Source organism: Serratia sp. FDAARGOS_506, from assembly GCF_003812745.1.
Classification (GTDB): Bacteria; Pseudomonadota; Gammaproteobacteria; order Enterobacterales; family Enterobacteriaceae; genus Serratia.
The window spans coordinates 2,715,637-2,731,640 of sequence record NZ_CP033831.1 but is presented as its reverse complement, the minus strand read 5'-3'; the positions used below and the strand labels follow the sequence as shown (position 1 = coordinate 2,731,640).

Annotated in this window: 19 protein-coding genes; 4 read left to right on the top strand and 15 right to left on the bottom strand. The window is 64.3% G+C overall.

Annotated elements, in window-relative coordinates:
• Positions 1-25 precede the first annotated feature (25 nt).
• A complete protein-coding gene (locus tag EGY12_RS13280) occupies positions 26-208 on the bottom strand; it encodes a hypothetical protein (protein ID WP_123894044.1) in 183 nt (60 codons plus the stop codon).
• A 393-nt stretch (positions 209-601) separates the two neighbouring features.
• On the opposite strand from EGY12_RS13280, the gene EGY12_RS13275 reads away from it, so the two are divergent.
• Positions 602-1,324, top strand: coding sequence for an ATP-binding cassette domain-containing protein (locus EGY12_RS13275; RefSeq protein WP_123894042.1), 723 nt, complete (start codon positions 602-604; stop codon positions 1,322-1,324).
• 25 nt (positions 1,325-1,349) lie between these two features.
• Here the strand turns inward: EGY12_RS13275 and bioD are convergent, their stop codons facing one another.
• Genes bioD through bioB form a run of 4 tightly spaced genes read right to left on the bottom strand, consistent with a single transcriptional unit; the run spans position 1,350 to position 4,956 of the window.
• Positions 1,350-2,024 carry a dethiobiotin synthase gene (bioD, locus tag EGY12_RS13270; protein ID WP_123894040.1) on the bottom strand — a complete coding sequence of 225 codons (675 nt, stop codon included), beginning with the start codon at positions 2,022-2,024 and terminating at the stop codon, positions 1,350-1,352.
• Positions 2,017-2,784 (bottom strand): malonyl-ACP O-methyltransferase BioC, encoded by a 768-nt coding sequence (gene bioC / locus EGY12_RS13265; protein ID WP_123894038.1) that lies wholly within the window; start codon positions 2,782-2,784, stop codon positions 2,017-2,019. Before bioC ends, bioD begins: the two co-directional genes overlap by 8 nt.
• On the bottom strand, positions 2,768-3,919 hold the full coding sequence (gene bioF / locus EGY12_RS13260) for an 8-amino-7-oxononanoate synthase (RefSeq protein WP_123894036.1): 1,152 nt from the start codon (positions 3,917-3,919) through the stop codon (positions 2,768-2,770). The genes bioC and bioF overlap by 17 nt, the downstream gene beginning before the upstream one ends.
• Positions 3,919-4,956: a biotin synthase BioB gene (bioB, locus tag EGY12_RS13255; RefSeq protein WP_031299723.1), complete on the bottom strand. Its 1,038-nt coding sequence runs from the start codon at positions 4,954-4,956 to the stop codon at positions 3,919-3,921. Before bioB ends, bioF begins: the two co-directional genes overlap by 1 nt.
• An 88-nt stretch (positions 4,957-5,044) precedes the next feature.
• Between bioB and bioA the strand changes: the two genes are divergently transcribed.
• Positions 5,045-6,319 carry an adenosylmethionine--8-amino-7-oxononanoate transaminase gene (bioA, locus tag EGY12_RS13250; protein ID WP_123894034.1) on the top strand — a complete coding sequence of 425 codons (1,275 nt, stop codon included), beginning with the start codon at positions 5,045-5,047 and terminating at the stop codon, positions 6,317-6,319.
• 4 nt (positions 6,320-6,323) lie between these two features.
• Here bioA and EGY12_RS13245 read toward each other — a convergent pair whose 3' ends face one another.
• A complete protein-coding gene (locus EGY12_RS13245) occupies positions 6,324-6,725 on the bottom strand; it encodes a YkvA family protein (RefSeq protein WP_038870940.1) in 402 nt (133 codons plus the stop codon).
• Between the two features lie 156 nt (positions 6,726-6,881).
• Between EGY12_RS13245 and EGY12_RS13240 the strand changes: the two genes are divergently transcribed.
• Complete coding sequence (locus EGY12_RS13240; RefSeq protein WP_123894032.1) at positions 6,882-7,364, top strand: kinase inhibitor; 483 nt, start codon at positions 6,882-6,884, stop codon at positions 7,362-7,364.
• Positions 7,365-7,431: 67 nt separating this feature from the next.
• On the opposite strand, the gene pgl is transcribed toward EGY12_RS13240, so the two are convergent.
• Positions 7,432-8,427, bottom strand: a complete 996-nt coding sequence (gene pgl, locus EGY12_RS13235) for a 6-phosphogluconolactonase (RefSeq protein WP_123894030.1) — start codon at positions 8,425-8,427, stop codon at positions 7,432-7,434.
• 179 nt (positions 8,428-8,606) lie between these two features.
• Here pgl and EGY12_RS13230 point away from each other — a divergent pair, with 179 nt between their 5' ends.
• Entirely contained in the window at positions 8,607-9,425 is an 819-nt protein-coding gene (locus tag EGY12_RS13230; RefSeq protein ID WP_123894028.1) for a pyridoxal phosphatase, read from the top strand.
• Between the two features lie 31 nt (positions 9,426-9,456).
• Here the strand turns inward: EGY12_RS13230 and modC are convergent, their stop codons facing one another.
• The 8 genes from modC to EGY12_RS13190 form a co-directional block, all read right to left on the bottom strand.
• Positions 9,457-10,524, bottom strand: coding sequence for a molybdenum ABC transporter ATP-binding protein ModC (gene modC / locus EGY12_RS13225; RefSeq protein ID WP_123894027.1), 1,068 nt, complete (start codon positions 10,522-10,524; stop codon positions 9,457-9,459).
• Positions 10,525-11,214, bottom strand: a complete 690-nt coding sequence (modB, locus tag EGY12_RS13220; RefSeq protein ID WP_123894026.1) for a molybdate ABC transporter permease subunit — start codon at positions 11,212-11,214, stop codon at positions 10,525-10,527. It abuts the gene before it with no gap.
• Positions 11,211-11,984 carry a molybdate ABC transporter substrate-binding protein gene (modA, locus tag EGY12_RS13215; RefSeq protein WP_123894025.1) on the bottom strand — a complete coding sequence of 258 codons (774 nt, stop codon included), beginning with the start codon at positions 11,982-11,984 and terminating at the stop codon, positions 11,211-11,213. Before modA ends, modB begins: the two co-directional genes overlap by 4 nt.
• Positions 11,985-12,142: 158 nt before the next feature.
• Complete coding sequence (locus tag EGY12_RS13210; protein WP_004939813.1) at positions 12,143-12,292, bottom strand: AcrZ family multidrug efflux pump-associated protein; 150 nt, start codon at positions 12,290-12,292, stop codon at positions 12,143-12,145.
• Between the two features lie 144 nt (positions 12,293-12,436).
• Positions 12,437-13,225 carry an ABC transporter ATP-binding protein gene (locus tag EGY12_RS13205; protein ID WP_123894023.1) on the bottom strand — a complete coding sequence of 263 codons (789 nt, stop codon included), beginning with the start codon at positions 13,223-13,225 and terminating at the stop codon, positions 12,437-12,439.
• Positions 13,222-14,247, bottom strand: coding sequence for an iron ABC transporter permease (locus EGY12_RS13200; RefSeq protein ID WP_049201175.1), 1,026 nt, complete (start codon positions 14,245-14,247; stop codon positions 13,222-13,224). Before EGY12_RS13200 ends, EGY12_RS13205 begins: the two co-directional genes overlap by 4 nt.
• 1 nt (position 14,248) lies before the next feature.
• Positions 14,249-15,004, bottom strand: coding sequence for a trans-aconitate 2-methyltransferase (locus EGY12_RS13195; RefSeq protein ID WP_123894021.1), 756 nt, complete (start codon positions 15,002-15,004; stop codon positions 14,249-14,251).
• Between the two features lies 1 nt (position 15,005).
• Positions 15,006-16,001 (bottom strand): ABC transporter substrate-binding protein, encoded by a 996-nt coding sequence (locus EGY12_RS13190; protein ID WP_123894019.1) that lies wholly within the window; start codon positions 15,999-16,001, stop codon positions 15,006-15,008.
• Positions 16,002-16,004 lie beyond the last annotated feature (3 nt).

Sequence of the window (16,004 nt, the reverse complement as noted above, 5' to 3'; positions counted from 1 at the left end):
ACACTCACCAAAATGCCTTTTTTAGTTATTTTTTCATAAAAATATCGCTTTGTTTATGCCGATTAATACTAAAAATCCCCATTGCCAAAATCGCATTGTCCCCTTTCACGCGGATCGCTCTTGACGGCGGCGCAACGCCTTGCACCATCTTCTCACCGAAGAGCACCATGAGAGTGCAAAAAACGTCCGGGTTAACTTCCCTGCGCATTTTCAGGCCGCCACGGCAGCGCGCGTCAGGCCTGACCAGCGGTTAACAAGGTGGTAACAATCCCCGTTTTCACCCGGCGGCAAAAACTGGCCTGGGAGTTGCTTCATATTCCTGCGTATAAACGCGGTGCGGCAGCATGATGCACTGCCTGCCGCGGCACATGACCGCCGCAGTGCTATCGCCCGTAAAAGCGCAAGAACGACACCAAGTCGTCACAAGCGTCGTTTTTAACGACATATTGACTGTCATTCCGTCCACCGCAGACCTTGCTCTGGCTCATTAGACGGACGGCATTTTGTTCCAGACATTACCACACTCGGGAAATCCGCCGCCCATGCGGCCTTTGCAGTCCCCGCCAACGAGTGAAACGGGCGTCTATGAGGAGAATGTCAAATGCTGAACCTGAGATCGGTCAATCAATTTTACGGGCAGAACCACACCCTGTGGGACATCAACCTGGAGCTGCCGCGTGGCCAGTGTACCGTGCTGCTTGGGCGCAACGGCGTGGGCAAAACCACGCTGGTCAACTGCATCATGGGGCATCTGCCTGTAGTGAGCGGCAGCATGACCTGGCAGCCGGCGGATCAGCCGCCGCAAAACCTGCTGCTGCAGCCGATGGAGCGCCGCGCCGCACTCGGCATCAGCCACGTACCCCAGGGGCGGCAGCTCTTCTCGCAGCTGAGCGTGGAGGAGAATCTGCAGGTGGCGCAAATGGCCGGGCGCGGCGCCCCTCGCCGCATTCCGCCGCTGATCTACAGCCTGTTCCCCCATCTGCGCCAGATGCGCGCACGCCGCGCCGGCGATCTTTGCTTGGGCGCCCAACGCCAGCTGGCGATTGCTCGTGCGCTGGCCCAAGAGCCGGCGCTGCTGATCCTCGACGAACCGACGGCGGGCGTGCCGCCCTCGATCGCCGCCGACATAGGCAACGTGATCCGCCGGCTCAACCGCGAATTAGGCATGACCATTTTACTGGTGGAACATCAGTTAGCGTTCGTGCGCCGGGTGGCGGACCGCTTTTGCCTGTTGGACAGCGGGCGCACTGTGGCGCACGGTGCGCTGGCGCAGCTGGATGAGGCGTTGATCGGTACCGAGCTGGCGGGACAGGAAGGAGGATGAGGGGGAAAGCCCCCTCATTGAGCGTTTATAACAGGCTGACATCCAGATACTGCCCCAACGGCGCCCGTTCGGCCTGAGGCAGGTGCGGGATTTCGCCCAGCAGCGGTGCCGGCAGCATGCGGCGCAGCGTAGCCAGATATTCCTGATGCCGCCGCCCCGGCGGCGTCACGTCGTTGGCGATCCAACCGGCCAGCGTCAGCCCCGCCTGTCGCACCGCCTGCGCTGTCAGCACCGCGTGGTTGATGCAGCCCAGTTTAATGCCCACCACCAAGATCACCGGCAGTTGCTCCTGCTGCACCCAGTCGGCGAAGGTGTACTGCGCCGACAACGGGGTAAACCACCCGCCGGCCCCCTCGACCAGCACCCAGTCGGCGCGCTGCTCCAGCCGGCGCAGGCCGTCGGACAGCCGCGCCGCGTCGATCGGTCGGCCTTCATCGGCGCTGACGATATGCGGCGAGGTCGGTTCAGCAAAAACGTAAGGGTTCACTTCGTCGTAGCGAAGCGCCACGCCGCTGTTGGCCTGCAGTGCCAGCGCGTCGCCGTTGCGCAGCCCCTCGGTGGTCATCTCGCTGCCGGAAGCCACCGGCTTATAACCGGCGCTGCGGTAGCCCGCCCGGTTGGCAGCCTGCAGCAAAGCGCTGCTGGCGACGGTTTTTCCGACTTCGGTGTCGGTACCGGTCACGAACCAACGTTTAATCACGATAAATCACTCCATAAACCAGATGATAGCTGAGCGGGAATTCCCCCTGCCGGCACGGGTAAGCCGCCTGCAGCGCGGCGAGACGGCCACGCGACATCAGGCCGCCCTCGCGCCCCTGATGCAGGTGCGTCGCCCCGATGCCCTTGAGCGAACGCATCAGCGTCATCACGTCCGGGTAGTTCAGGATGCGTAACTCCGTGACCAGCTCGTGTCGGTATTCAGCACAAGCGGCGCGGATCTGCGCCAGCGGCAGGAAGGCATTAACGTGGCGCTCGCCGTCCACCTGCTGCCAGGCGTCCCCCAGTTCCTGCAGCGATCCCGCCGCCAGCGTGGAAAACAGGATCGCGCCACCGGGCCGGGTCACACGATACAACTCCGCCAGCGCGGCGGGCAGATCGCTGCACCACTGCACCACCAGGCTGCTGAAACAGATGTCCATCGCCGCATCGGGCAGCGGCACCTGTTCGATATCCCCCAGCAAATAATGATGCGCCGCCTGCCGTTGGCGGGCGACATCCAGCATGCCCGGCGCCAGATCGAGCGCGGTTACCTGCTTGCCGCGCTCGCGCCACAGGCGGCTGAAATAGCCGGTGCCGCAGCCGGCATCCAGCAGCCGTTCGCCCGGATGAGTACTCCCCATCCCCAGTAAGCGCTCGCCAACGTCACGCTGCAGCGCGGCGGCGGCATCGTAGCTGCCGGCGGCACGGCTGAAGGCCGAAGCGACCGCCTGTTTGTTCACCGCGTCATTGGCTGACGTCATGCAATACCTCCAGCAGGCGATCGATGTCCTGCGGCTGATGCGCCGCCGTCAGAGTGATGCGCAGCCGCGCGCCGCCCGGCGGCACCGTTGGTGGGCGGATGGCGCTTACCCACAGCCCGCGCTCGCGCAGGCGGGTTGCCAGATCGAGCGCGCGTTGATTGTCCCCCACCAGCAGCGGCTGGATGGCGGTGTCGGAGTCCGTCAGGGTCAGCGCCAACGGTGCCGCGCCCTGGCGGAAACGGCGAATATTGTCCTGCAGCCGGGCGCGCAGGTCATCGCCCTCTCGAATGCAGGCCAGCGCTGCCTGCAGCGCGCAGGCCTGCGCCGGCGGCATCGCGGTGCTGTAGATCAGATGGCGGGCGAACTGCAGCAGATACTCGGCGGTCGCCTCATCGCACAGCACCGCCGCGCCGCTGACGCCGAACGCCTTGCCGAAGGTCGCCACCAGCAGTTCAGGGCGCACGCCCTGCTGCCAGCAGCTGCCGCGGCCTTGCTCGCCGCGCACGCCGATGCCGTGGGCGTCGTCCACCATCAGCCAGGCGCCCGCCGCACGGGTTAAGCGATGCAGTTCCGCCAACGGCGCGCCGTCGCCATCCATGCTGAACACCCCTTCGGTCACCGCCAGCCGCTGCCCGTCGCAGGGTTTGGCCAGCAGATCCGCCAGCGCCTGCGGCTGATTGTGCTGGAAGCGGCGCAGCTCGGCCGGCGACTGCGCCGCCGCCTCCAGCAGCGAAGCGTGGCTGAGGCGATCGGACAAAATGCGATCGCCTTTCTGCATCAACGCCGCCAGCACCGCCTGGTTGGCGGCGTAGCCTGAGATGAACAGCAGCGCGCGCGGATAGCCGAGCCACTCCGCCAGTTGTTCTTCCAGCGCCTGATGCGCCGCGCTAAAACCGGTCACGTGGCCCGAACCGCCGCTGCCGACGCCGTAACGCTGCGCGCCCTGCTGCCAGGCAGCGATCACCCGCGCATCCTGGCTCAACCCCAGGTAGTCGTTACCGGAGAAGTTCAGGTAGAGACGCTCACCGAGCCGGATCTGGCGGCCATTGCCGCCCTCGGTGGTCTGTCGCCGACGGTAGGCGGCGTTCAGGCGCCGCTCTGCCAGCGCCTGCTCGATGCGTTGTTGCCAGCTCATCACGGCGCCGCGTTGTAAAACTCGGCGGTATCGGCGTTCAGCAGTTGCTTGGCCAGCACCTGTTGTTGCTGGTTGTCGCCGTGTTCAGTAGCGGTCTGCTGCGGATTTAGCCCCAGCTTGCGGAACAGCTGCAGGTCTTTGTCTTCTTCCGGGTTCGGCGTGGTCAGCAGCTTGCAGCCGTAGAAGATCGAGTTGGCGCCGGCCATAAAGCACATCGCCTGCGTCTGTTCGTTCATCTGTTCACGGCCTGCGGAGAGGCGGACATAAGAAGACGGCATCATGATGCGCGCCACCGCGATGGTGCGGATGAAATCGAATGGATCGACGTCGTCGTTATCCGCCAACGGCGTGCCTTTTACCTTCACCAGCATGTTGATCGGCACGCTCTCCGGCGGCTTCGGCAGGTTGGCCAGCTGCACCAGCAGCCCGGCGCGGTCGCGCACGGTTTCACCCAGCCCGACGATGCCGCCGGAGCACACTTTGATGCCGGCGTCGCGCACCTTGTCGAGCGTATCCAGGCGTTCCTGGTAGCTGCGGGTGGTGATGATGCTGCCGTAGAACTCCGGCGAGGTATCGAGGTTATGGTTGTAATAATCCAGCCCGGCCTCCGCCAGGCGCTCGGCCTGAGTGCCGTCCAGCGTGCCCAGCGTCATGCAGGTTTCCATGCCCATCGCTTTCACGCCCTGCACCATCTGCTGCAGATAAGGCATATCGCGCTCGTGCGGGTTCTTCCACGCCGCCCCCATGCAAAAACGGGTCGAACCGTTCGCCTTGGCCTTGCGCGCCGATTCCAGCACCTGCTCGACCTGCATCAATCGCTCCGACTCCAGGCCGGTCTTGTAGCGCGAGCTTTGCGGGCAGTATTTGCAATCTTCCGGGCAAGCGCCGGTTTTGATCGACAGCAGCGTGCTGACCTGCACCTGACGCGGATCGAAGTGCTGGCGGTGTACGGTTTGCGCTTCGAACAGCAGTTCAAGCAAAGGTTTATCAAACAGGGCCTGGGCTTGCCCTACAGTCCAGTGAATGCGGTCAGCCATCATGGCGTCTCCAAAACGAAAAAGTGTCGCCAGTTTAAATATTGTGGATATACTGTCAACCAATCTTAATCCAATTTGGTTTACAAGTATGTCTGTCACCGCTTCCGACCTGGCGTTTGACCAACGTCATATCTGGCACCCCTACACCTCCATGAGCCGCCCGTTACCCTGTTATCCGATCGAGTCGGCCAGCGGCGTCGAGCTGCAGATGGCGGACGGCCGGCGTCTGGTGGACGGCATGTCCTCCTGGTGGGCGGCGATCCACGGTTACAACCATCCGCATCTGAATCAGGCCGCCAGCCAGCAGCTGGAGAAGATGTCGCACGTGATGTTCGGCGGCATTACCCATCCGGCCGCCATCTCGCTGTGCCGTCGGCTGGTGGAGATGACGCCGGAAGCACTACAGTGCGTGTTCCTGGCGGATTCTGGTTCGGTGGCGGTGGAAGTGTCGCTGAAAATGGCGCTGCAGTATTGGCAGGCGCGCGGTGAGCGGCGGCAGCGCATCCTGACGCTGCGCCACGGCTATCACGGCGATACCTTCGGCGCGATGTCGGTCTGCGATCCGGACAACTCGATGCACAGCCTCTATCAGGGCTACCTGGCGCCGCACCTGTTCGCCACCGCGCCGCAGTGCCGCTTCGACGAGGAATGGCGTGAAGAAGACATCGTGCCGTTCGCCGCGCTGCTGGAGCAGCACGCCGGTGAAGTGGCGGCGGTGATCCTGGAACCGGTGGTGCAAGGCGCCGGCGGCATGCGCATCTACCACCCGACCTACCTCAAGCGGGTGCGCGAGCTGTGCGATCGCCATCAGGTACTGCTGATCGCCGACGAGATCGCTACCGGCTTCGGCCGCACCGGCAAACTGTTCGCCTGCGAGCACGCACAGGTGGTACCGGACATTCTCTGCCTGGGCAAGGCGCTGACCGGCGGCTACATGACCCTCTCGGCCACTCTGACCACCCGCCACGTGGCGGAAACCATCAGTAACGGCGCGGCCGGCTGCTTTATGCACGGGCCGACCTTTATGGGCAACCCGCTGGCCTGTGCGGTGGCGGACGCCAGCCTGGCGCTGCTGGCGGAAAATCGCTGGCAGGCGCAGGTGAACGCCATCGAAGCTCAGCTGAAGCGGGAACTGCTGCCGCTCGCGGCGCTGCCGAAGGTGGCGGACGTGCGGGTGCTGGGCGCGATTGGGGTGGTGGAGATGCGTGAACCGGTGGATGTCGCCGAGCTGCAGCGCGGGTTCGTCGAGCGTGGGGTATGGATCCGGCCGTTCGGCAAGCTGATTTACCTGATGCCGCCTTACATCATCGAAGCGGAGCAGCTCACCCGCCTGACGGCCGCCGTCGCCGCCGCCGCGCGTTAATGCCTTACCAATGCTGGTCCAGATAGCGGGCCAGCAACCCCAGGCACAGCAGCCAAAGTAAAATGATCATCGCCGCCGCCATGCGGCCGGTGGGGTTATCGACGCGCTTTTGCGCCTTCTCGCGCAGCTCGGCCATCAGCGGCTTGGGGATCAGGCGCACCGCCAGCATGATGCCCAACGGCACGATGATTACGTCATCCAGATAGCCCAGCACCGGAATGAAGTCCGGGATCAGATCGATCGGCGAGATCGCATAGCCGGCCACCAGCAGCGCGATCAGTTTGGCGTACCACGGGGTGCGCTTATCACGGGCGGCCAGCCACAGCGCGTAAATATCGCGCTTGATGCTTTTGGCCCAACGGCGTAGCCAGCCGAACCACGGCGTGCGTTTTTTCAGTGAGATCATGGTGGCGTTGTTTGGCTATCCGGCGGTCTGTAGAAAGGAAGATGCGGCCATGGTAACCGATCCGCGCCGCCGTTGGCGAATGGCAATCCCACTTGTATTGTCACGGCGAAACGATCTAGCTTAAGGGTCCGCGTTTATCGACAACTGGGAGTCACTATGGCTTTTCGTTTGTACAGCAACGATCTGCAGGACGGCGGCAAGCTGCCGCAGGCGCAGGTCTTCAACGGCATGGGCTACCACGGCGATAACCTGTCGCCCCACCTGGCCTGGGACGGCGTGCCGGCCGGTACCAAGAGCTTCGTGATCGCCGTTTACGATCCCGATGCCCCGACCGGCTCCGGCTGGTGGCACTGGATCGTGGCCAACATTCCCGCCGACGTGCGCGAGCTGCCGCAGGGCGCGGGCTCCGGCAAAGCCCCGCTGCCCGCCGGCGCACTGCAGACCCGCACCGACTTCGGCTCGGCCGGCTACGGCGGCGCGGCGCCGCCAGAGGGCGAGAGCCACCGCTACCAGTTCACCGTGCATGCGCTGGACGTGGAACGTATCGAGGTTGATGAGGGGGCCAGCGGCGCGCTGGTGGGCTTCAACGTCCATTTCCACAGCCTCGGCAGCGCCACGCTGACGGTGACGTTCAACTGATCCCCCGCCAGTAAAAAAAGCGCGGCTCAACCGAACCGCGCTTTTCCCTATTTTCCAGGCTGCCGAATCACTTCGCCAACACGCTCACCCACATCGGGCCTTTGCCTACCGGATAGCGCGCCAGCGTGGTCAGCTCACCGCTGCTCTGGTCAATCTCATGCACCGCGATGTGATCGGATTTCTGGCCGGAGGAAATCACGAAGCGGCCGCTGTGATCGATGTTGAAACCGCGCGGCTGCGCTTCGGTTGGGTGATAGCCAACCACGCTCAGCGTGCCGCCGTCTTCGGAAACGCTGAAGATGGTCAGAATGCTGGCTGTGCGATCGCTGGTGTACAGGAAGCGGCCATTCGGCGTGATATGGATGTCCGCCGCCCAGCGGGTGCCGTCGAAGTCGGCCGGCATGATATCCAGCGTCTGCGTCACGGTGTATTTGCCGCCGTTTTCCGAAATGGCCAGCACGTCCACCGTACCGTCCAGCTCATTGACGCAGTAGGCGAATTTGTCATTGTGGTGGAACGCCATATGACGCGGGCCGGCGCCGGCGGCGATATCCACCGCTTCCTGCGCGTGCGGCGTCAACTGGCCCGCCAGGCTGAGGTTAAACAGGCGGATGCGGTCTTCTTTCAGGCACGGTACCAGCACCAGTTGGTTAGTCGGGTCGATGTTCGCCGAGTGCGGTGCGCTCAGGCCGTCGATCTGTTGAATCGGCGCCGTCACCACGCCGTCGTGGCCGATCGGGCTGATGCTGGCGCAGTTGCCGCTGTAGGAAGCGGAGAACAGGTAACGCCCCTGCAAATCGGTGGAGATATGGGTTGGGCTGCCCGGCAGCGGCGCCATGCCGGCCTGCTGCAGCGTGCCGTCCGCCTCGATGCGGTAGCTGACGATGCCGAACGCCGGACGCACGCCGACATACAGGTGGGTCTTGTCCGGATGAAGGGTCATCGGCTGCACCTGGCCCGGCACATCAACGGTTTGCAACAGCGTCAGCGCGCCGGCGTCGTCCAACTGCCAGACGTGGATCTGCTGGCTCTCCGGGCTGGCGACATAAACGATTTGCTTCATGTGTTCTCCTTGCAAAGGGTATAAAGAGGAACCGGTTTCAGGCCGTTCGATTGCCCCTAGCTTACCGCACATCCGCCGCATGGCAACCCCGCTTAGCACCGTAAGCTCACGCGGTTTTCTCCGTTGGCTATCCGGTGTACCATCGGATTAATTTTATGGCTAACGATAACGAGAACCCTATGAGCTACCGCGTCATCGCCCTCGATCTTGACGGCACCCTGCTTGACAACCAAAAACGCATCTTACCGCAATCGCTGGAAGCGCTGGCGCAGGCGCGCGCCGCCGGCATCCAGGTGGTGGTGGTCACCGGCCGTCACCACGTCGCCATCCATCCGTTTTACCAGGCGCTGCAGATAGACACTCCGGCCATCTGCTGCAACGGTACCTACCTGTATGATTTTCAGCAGAAGAAGGTGCTGGCGGCCGATCCGCTGGCGAAAGATCAGGCCAAGCAGGTGCTGCAGATGCTCAAGCAAACCGACATTCACGGGCTGATGTACGTTGACGACGCCATGCTCTACCAGGAGCCCAGCGGCCACGTGACCCGTTCGCTGGCCTGGGCCGAAACCCTGCCGGTGGCGCAGCGTCCGACGCTGCTGCAGGTCGCCAGCCTGGCGCAGGCGGCCGACGACGCACAGGCGATCTGGAAATTCGCCACCTCGCACGCCGATACCCTGGCGCTGCGCGAGTTTGCCGACACGGTGGAGAAAGAGCTGGGGCTGGCGTGCGAATGGTCCTGGCACGATCAGGTGGATATCGCCAAAGGCGGCAACAGTAAAGGCAAGCGCCTGCGCCAATGGGTGGAGTCGCAGGAGCTGAGCATGGATCAGGTGGTGGCGTTTGGCGACAACTACAACGACATCAGCATGTTGGAAGCGGTCGGGTTGGGCGTGGCGATGGGCAACGCCGATGACGCGATCAAGGAACGCGCCGATCTGGTGATCGCCGATAACCTGCAGCCGGGCATCGCCGAGCTGATCCGCACCCGCGTGCTGTAGTTTTTGCGCCCTCCCGCCGGGAGGGCCTGTCTTAGCTGCTCTCGCGGCTGATCGACACGCTCTTCACCTGCGCGTACAGCCACTGCCCGGGGCGGATCGCCAGTTCGTCGCGCGCCCAGGGCGTGATCCGCGCCCACAGCACATGCTCCCCGACCGCCAGCTTCACTTCCACCTGCCCGTCCACGTCCAGACACTCGCTCACCTTGGCCGGCAACACGTTGCGAATGCTGCTGTTGACCGGCGGCTGCAGCACCAGCGAAACGTCGGCGGCGTTGATGCGAATGCGCAGCTGAGTGCCCAGTTCGGCGCCGATGCCGCTGACCCACAGCCTTTGATCGCCGAGCGCCAGCGCGGTCATGGCATAACGTTGATGATGCTCAATCACGCTGACGCGCAGCACGCTGCTCTGATCTTCTCTCTGCAGCCATGGCCGCAGCGCGCTGCTGGCCCAGACAGCTTCCAACCCGCCGAACGCGCGCACCTCGCCGCGATCCAGTACCATCACCTGCTCGGCCAGGCGCAGGATCTCGTCCAGGCTGTGGCTGACGTAGAGGATAGGGATGTTGACGTCCTGCGCCAACCGTTCCAGATACGGCAGCAGCTCGCGTTTGCGCGGCAGATCGAGCGAGGCCAGCGGTTCATCCATCAACAGCAGTTCCGGCGCGGTCAGCAGCGCGCGGCCGATCGCCACCCGCTGTTTTTCACCGCCTGACAGCGTCAGCGGCAGCCGATTGAGCAACGGCCCGATGCCCAGCAGCTCGACGATAGTGTTGAACTGCGCGCGCATGCCGGCCGCCATGCCGTACTGCAGGTTGCCGCGCACCCGATAGTGCGGGAACAGTCGCGCATCTTGAAACACGTAGCCGATACGGCGCTTTTCCGGCGGCAGGCAGAGACCGCTGGCGGTATCCACCAGCGTGCGGCCGTTGAGCGAGATGCGCCCCTGCTGCAAACGGGTCAGGCCACCGATGGCGTTGATCAGGGAAGTTTTGCCCGCGCCGGACAGGCCAAAAATCGCGGTGATGCCCTGCGCCGGCAAATCGGCGCGGACGTTGAGATTAAGGTCGCCCAGCTGCTGCGAGAAATCCAGCTCCAGCATTTACACCCCCATCCGTTTGCGGCCCCAGCGGGCCAGCCATTCGGACACCATCAGCGAAGCCAGCGACAGCACGATGGCGATCACACACAGGCGCGCGGCGGCGGCCTCCGCCCCCGGCGTTTCGATCAGCGTATACATCGCCAGCGGAATGGTGCGGGTTTCCCCCGGAATGTTGGAGACGAAGGTGATGGTGGCGCCAAACTCCCCCAGCGAACGGGCGAAGGCCAGCACCACGCCGACAATGACGCCGGGCAGCGACAGCGGCAGCGTGATGGTGAAAAACACCCGCCACGGGTTGGCGCCCAGCGTGCGAGCCGCCTGCTCCAGCCGAGTGTCCACCGCCTCCAACGCCAGTCGGATAGCGCGCACCATCAGCGGAAACGCCACCACCGCCGACGCCAACGCGGCGCCGCGCCAGCTAAAGCTAAAGCTGAAACCGAACCAATCGTACAGCCGCTCGCCGATGACGCCGCGCCGCCCCATGGCGATCAGCAGCAAATAGCCGACCACCACCGGCGGCAGCACCAACGGCAGGTGAATGATGCCGTCCAGCAGCGCCTTGCCGGGAAAGCGGCAACGCACCAGCACCCAGGCCATAAGAATGCCGAACGGCAGGCTGCAGACCACCGCCAAACCGGAGACTTTCAGGCTCAGCTCAACCGCCTGCCACTCGTACTCACTCAGAATCATTTACGCGGGGTGAATCCATAATGTTCAAAAATAGCGGCCGCTTCCGGGCTCTTCAGATAGGTATAGAAAGCGCTGACCGTCGGATTTTGACGATCTTTCACAATCGCCATCGGATATTCAACCGGTTTGTGGCTGTCTTCCGGGAATACGCCCACCACTTTCACCTTGTCGCTGGCGACCGCGTCGGAACCGTAAACGATGCCGAGCGGCGCTTCACCGCGCTCCACCAGCGCCATCGCGCTGCGTACGTTGTTGGCACGCGCCAGTTTCGGTTCCAATGCGTTCCAGGCACCCAGGTGTTCCAGCGCTTCTTTGGCGTAGATGCCGGCCGGCACGTGATCCGGATCGCCCACCGCCAGGCGGCCGCCATTCAGCAGCTTGGCCCAGTCGGTCTGCTTGTCGATGGCGATCTTATCTTGCTTATCGCTTTTGGCGGCGATCAGCACCAGTTCGTTACCCAGCAGCGTGTAGCGGGTGTCTTTCACCATCTGCTGCTTGTCGATGGCGTAATCCATCCACTGTTGATCGGCGGAGATAAACAGATCGGCCGGGGCGCCCTGCTCAATTTGGCGCGCCAGCGTCGAGGAGGACGCGAAGGAGGAAACCACCTGCACGTCCTTGCCTTTTTGATACTGAGTGGCGATGTCCTGCAGCGCGTTGGTCAGCGACGCGGCGGCGAACACGGTGATCTTTTCCGCCGCAGAAGCCTGAGCCACCAGGCCCGATGCCAACACGATCCCGCCAACCCATTTGGTCCATTGCTGTTTCATTGTTTTTCTCCGCAAGTTAACGTGCATTATCACTCTTCGTTATATAAAAAATAATATAACGTTGCGCGAAAGCTTGTCATGCGGTTTATCGGCAAAGCGTGAGATAACTTGAGGAATGCCCGCCGGGTGATGCCGGCGGGTATCGGGATGGGGAACGGTCAGTGCTGGGTGCGGTTTTCTTTCGAACGGCCCACTTTGGAGAAGACGTTGAACACTTCGCCAAAACCGTAGATCAGGCCGAGGATCAGCGCCATGACCACCGGCACCATTACCACGGCAAACAACAGACTTTTCAATAATTCCAACATGATAGCCTCGCTTAACTGCCCATTGAGCGGCAAATGCCTTTCACCGCATAGGGGTTATTCTAACCCAAAAAATCGGCAAAACCGGAGTTATTTTAGCCAGCGGGGCGAAATTGTGATCGGCTAAACGTGCCCTTTCCACCGGGATCATGCCGGTGCGGGGTAATAGATCAGCGGCGGCGCATAGCCGGCGGGCGCCGCCAGCCGGGCCTCTACCCCGTACACTGCGCGAATGTTCTCCGGCGTCAGCGCCTGTCGCGGCGCGCCCGCCGCGCAGATCCCGCCCCGCTGCAGCAGCGCCACCCGATCGCAATAGCAGGCCGCCAGATTCAGATCGTGCAGCGTCACCACCACGCTGAGCTTCAGCCGCCGCAGCAAGGCCATAAACTGCTGCTGATGGGCGATATCCAGATGGTTGGCTGGCTCATCCAGCAGCAGCCACGGCGTTTGCTGCGCCAACGCGCGCGCCAGGTGCACCCGCTGCCGTTCGCCGCCGGACAGCCGTTGCCAATCGCGATCGGCCAGGTGGCTGATGCCCACTTGCTCCATCGCCCGCCCGGCGAGGCGTCGATCTTCGGGGCCGAAACTGCGCCAGCGGCCGACATGAGCCAGGCGCCCCAGCAGCACCGCCTCCTTCACCGGCAGCGCGAAGGCGCCGGGGGCAGATTGCTCGAGAAAGGCGATACGCCTGGCGCGCTCCCGCCCGGAAAACGCGGCGATTTCGCGCCCTTCGAGCCAAACGCGGCCCCCGGTGGCAGGCTGCAACCCGGCCAGCAGCTTGAGCAGCGTGGATTTACCGCTGCCGTTGACGCCGAGCACGCCGGTGATCTCACCGGGCAAGGCGCAGAAACTAAGGTTTTCCAGCACCGTGCGCGTACCCGCGCGCCAGCTCACCGCTTCGGCGCACAGGCCGGATCGCGCTTTTTCAATCGTCATGCATTGACCTTTCGATACAGCAACAGCAGGAATACCGGCACCCCCAGCAGCGCCGTCAGCACGCCGACCGGCAGCTCGCGCGGGGCAAACAGCGTTCTGGCCAGGGTGTCCGCCGCCACGGCGAACAGAGCGCCGCATAGCGCGCTGGCCGGCAACAGCAGCCGATGCCGCGAGCCGACCAGCCGCCGGGCGACATGCGGCACCGTCAGCCCGATAAATCCCACCGCGCCGCTGAACGCGACGATCGCGGCCGTCAGCGCGGTGGTCACCACATACAGCAGCAGCTTCAGCGGAGCCACCGCCACCCCCAGCGACGCGGCGGTCACGCCGCCGAACGCCAGCGCGTCCAGTTCACCCGCCCGCAGCCAACAAAGCAGCAGCGCCGCCGCCAGCGCCAGCCCGCACAGCCCGACCTGCGGCCAGCGCGCGTCGCTGAACGATCCCAGCAGCCAGAACATCACGCCGCGCGTGGCGTTGGCATCCGCCTGCCAGAGGGTGATCAGCGAAGTCAGCGCAGAGAGCAACTGCGTCACCGCCACCCCGGCCAGAATAAACAGCGTGGACTCCCCCTGCAGCGAACGCCCGGCCAGCAGCATCACCAACGCAAACGCTCCCAGCGCGCCGATAAACGCGCCGCCGGACACCGACAACAGGCCGCCCCCCAGCCCCAATACCAGTACCGTTACCGCCCCCACGCCGGCGCCGGAGGAGATACCCAGCACCCAGGGATCGGCCAGCGGATTGCGGGTAAGCGACTGCAGCACGGTGCCCGCCAGCGCCAGCCCGGCGCCGGCCAGCGCCGCCAACAGCGCGCGCGGCATCCGCAGCGACCAGATGATGCGCTGATACACCTCGGCGTCGGTCGCCGCGCTGCCGCTGACGCCGAAAACGATACGCCAGGCGTCATGCCACGCGATCGGCGCTGGCCCCGACAGGGTGGCACCCAGCAGGGCCAGCGGCAGCGCCGCCGCCAGCAACAGCAGCCAGCCGGCCTCACGGCCGGGCAGTAACCGCCGGATCATGCTATTTCCAGCCTGCGATCACATAGTCGTCCAACAGCTGCCACACCGTCCCCGCCTCGCTGAAACCAGCTTGCCTGAGGGCCGCGAGCTGGAAATCCACCGGCGTCGGCGGCGGCACCGGGCGGCCGGCAAACAGCGCTTCACGCTCGGCCTGATAAGCGGCCAGCGCCGGCGATTGCAGCGCGCCCGCAAACCAGCGATCCCAATCCTCGACGCCGTCGTCCCAAGCCCGCTGTTGGGTCTGCCCATCATGCCGCTCTGCCAATGCTTTCAGCCGCGGCTGGCGCTGGTCATAACGCTGATGATCGGCGTTCAGGAACACGCCGCCGTCGGCCAGCAGCCCGGCAACGTTGCGGTACAGCGCCAGCTGCTGCTCGGGCATCAGCCAGTGCAGCGCCGTGCTGGACACCGCCGCCTGCGGCGCGGGGCCGGACAGCGCGGAAAAACAGGCGGGATCCGCCAGATCGGCCTGCAGAATGCGGATCCGATCACCGTACTCCGCCAGCGCGCCGCGCGCCACCGCCAGCAGCAGCGGATCGAGATCGATGGCGGTCACCCTGGCCTGCGGAAAGCGCTGCAAAATGCGCAGGCTCAGCGAGCCTGGGCCACAGGCCAAATCCACCACGTGAAAATCCTGGCCGGCGGCCAGCGCCAGCACGTCCAGCTGGGCGTTAAAACGCGCTTCCCGTTCGGCGATGTAGGCCGCCTGCTGGCGATCCCAGGAGTCCAGCAGCGAGGAGAATGAAACGGCAGTCATATCAAGGTTCCTTGTTGAAAAATGTCGGAGCCTGCGGCGGCAAAGCCGCCAGGCCTCGAATCAAACGGCCCATCGCCGCCACGGTGCGGGCGGAAGGGTCCATGTCGTAACCGGGGAGGATCACGTAGCGCCGCTGACGCACGGCGCGCAGCGTAGCGGTCAGCGGGTGATGCTCCAGAAAGGCGATCTTGTCCGCCGCGCTGTCGCCAAAGCCGCCGCGCGGCAGATCGCCAAGCACGATCGCATCCGGATCGCGGGCGGCGATGGTTTCCCAGGACACCGTCGGCCACAGCTCGGGCCGATCGCCGAACAGGTTCTCGCTGCCGACGCTGCGGCTCAGCAAGCCTGGCGCGCCGCAGCACCCCGCCACATAGGGCGTCTGCACGCCGGCATACCACCACAGCAGACGCCAATGCGGCAATTGAGCGCGCTGCGGCTCAAGCGCCCTCAGCTGCCCGCGCAGCCGTTCGATCAGCGCTTCACCGGCGCGGCTGACGTTGAAAATGCGCGCCAGTTCCCGCAGCTCGGTGAAAATATCCTCGAACGTCAGCGCCGCGGCGATCGCGCTTTGCTGGCCGCTGCAGGCGCCGGGAGAGAGATAAGTGCCGATGCCCCATTCCTCCAGCCGCGCCCGATCGGGCGTTTCCGAGCTGTGCAGCCAGTAATAGCTGGCCGAATAAACAAAATCCGGCCGCATCAGCAACAACGCTTCCGCCGTGGGCGGTGCCGGGCTGGTGGGCGCCTGCAGCACATCGGCCGACGCCGTCGGGGCGGGATCGCGCGTGCGGTCATACCCGACCACGCCGATTGCGCGGTCAGCCAGCCCCAGCGCCAGCAGGTTTTCCAGCGCCGGGTTGGCGTAAACCAGCACCCGCTGCGGCGGCTGCGGGTAATCGCGCGTCAGCCCGCAATTTTGCAGGCCGACGGCCTCAGCATGCAGCGGCACGCCCCCGCCCAATCCCAGGGCGCACAACAGCAGAGCAAGCCAGCGCTTCACGCC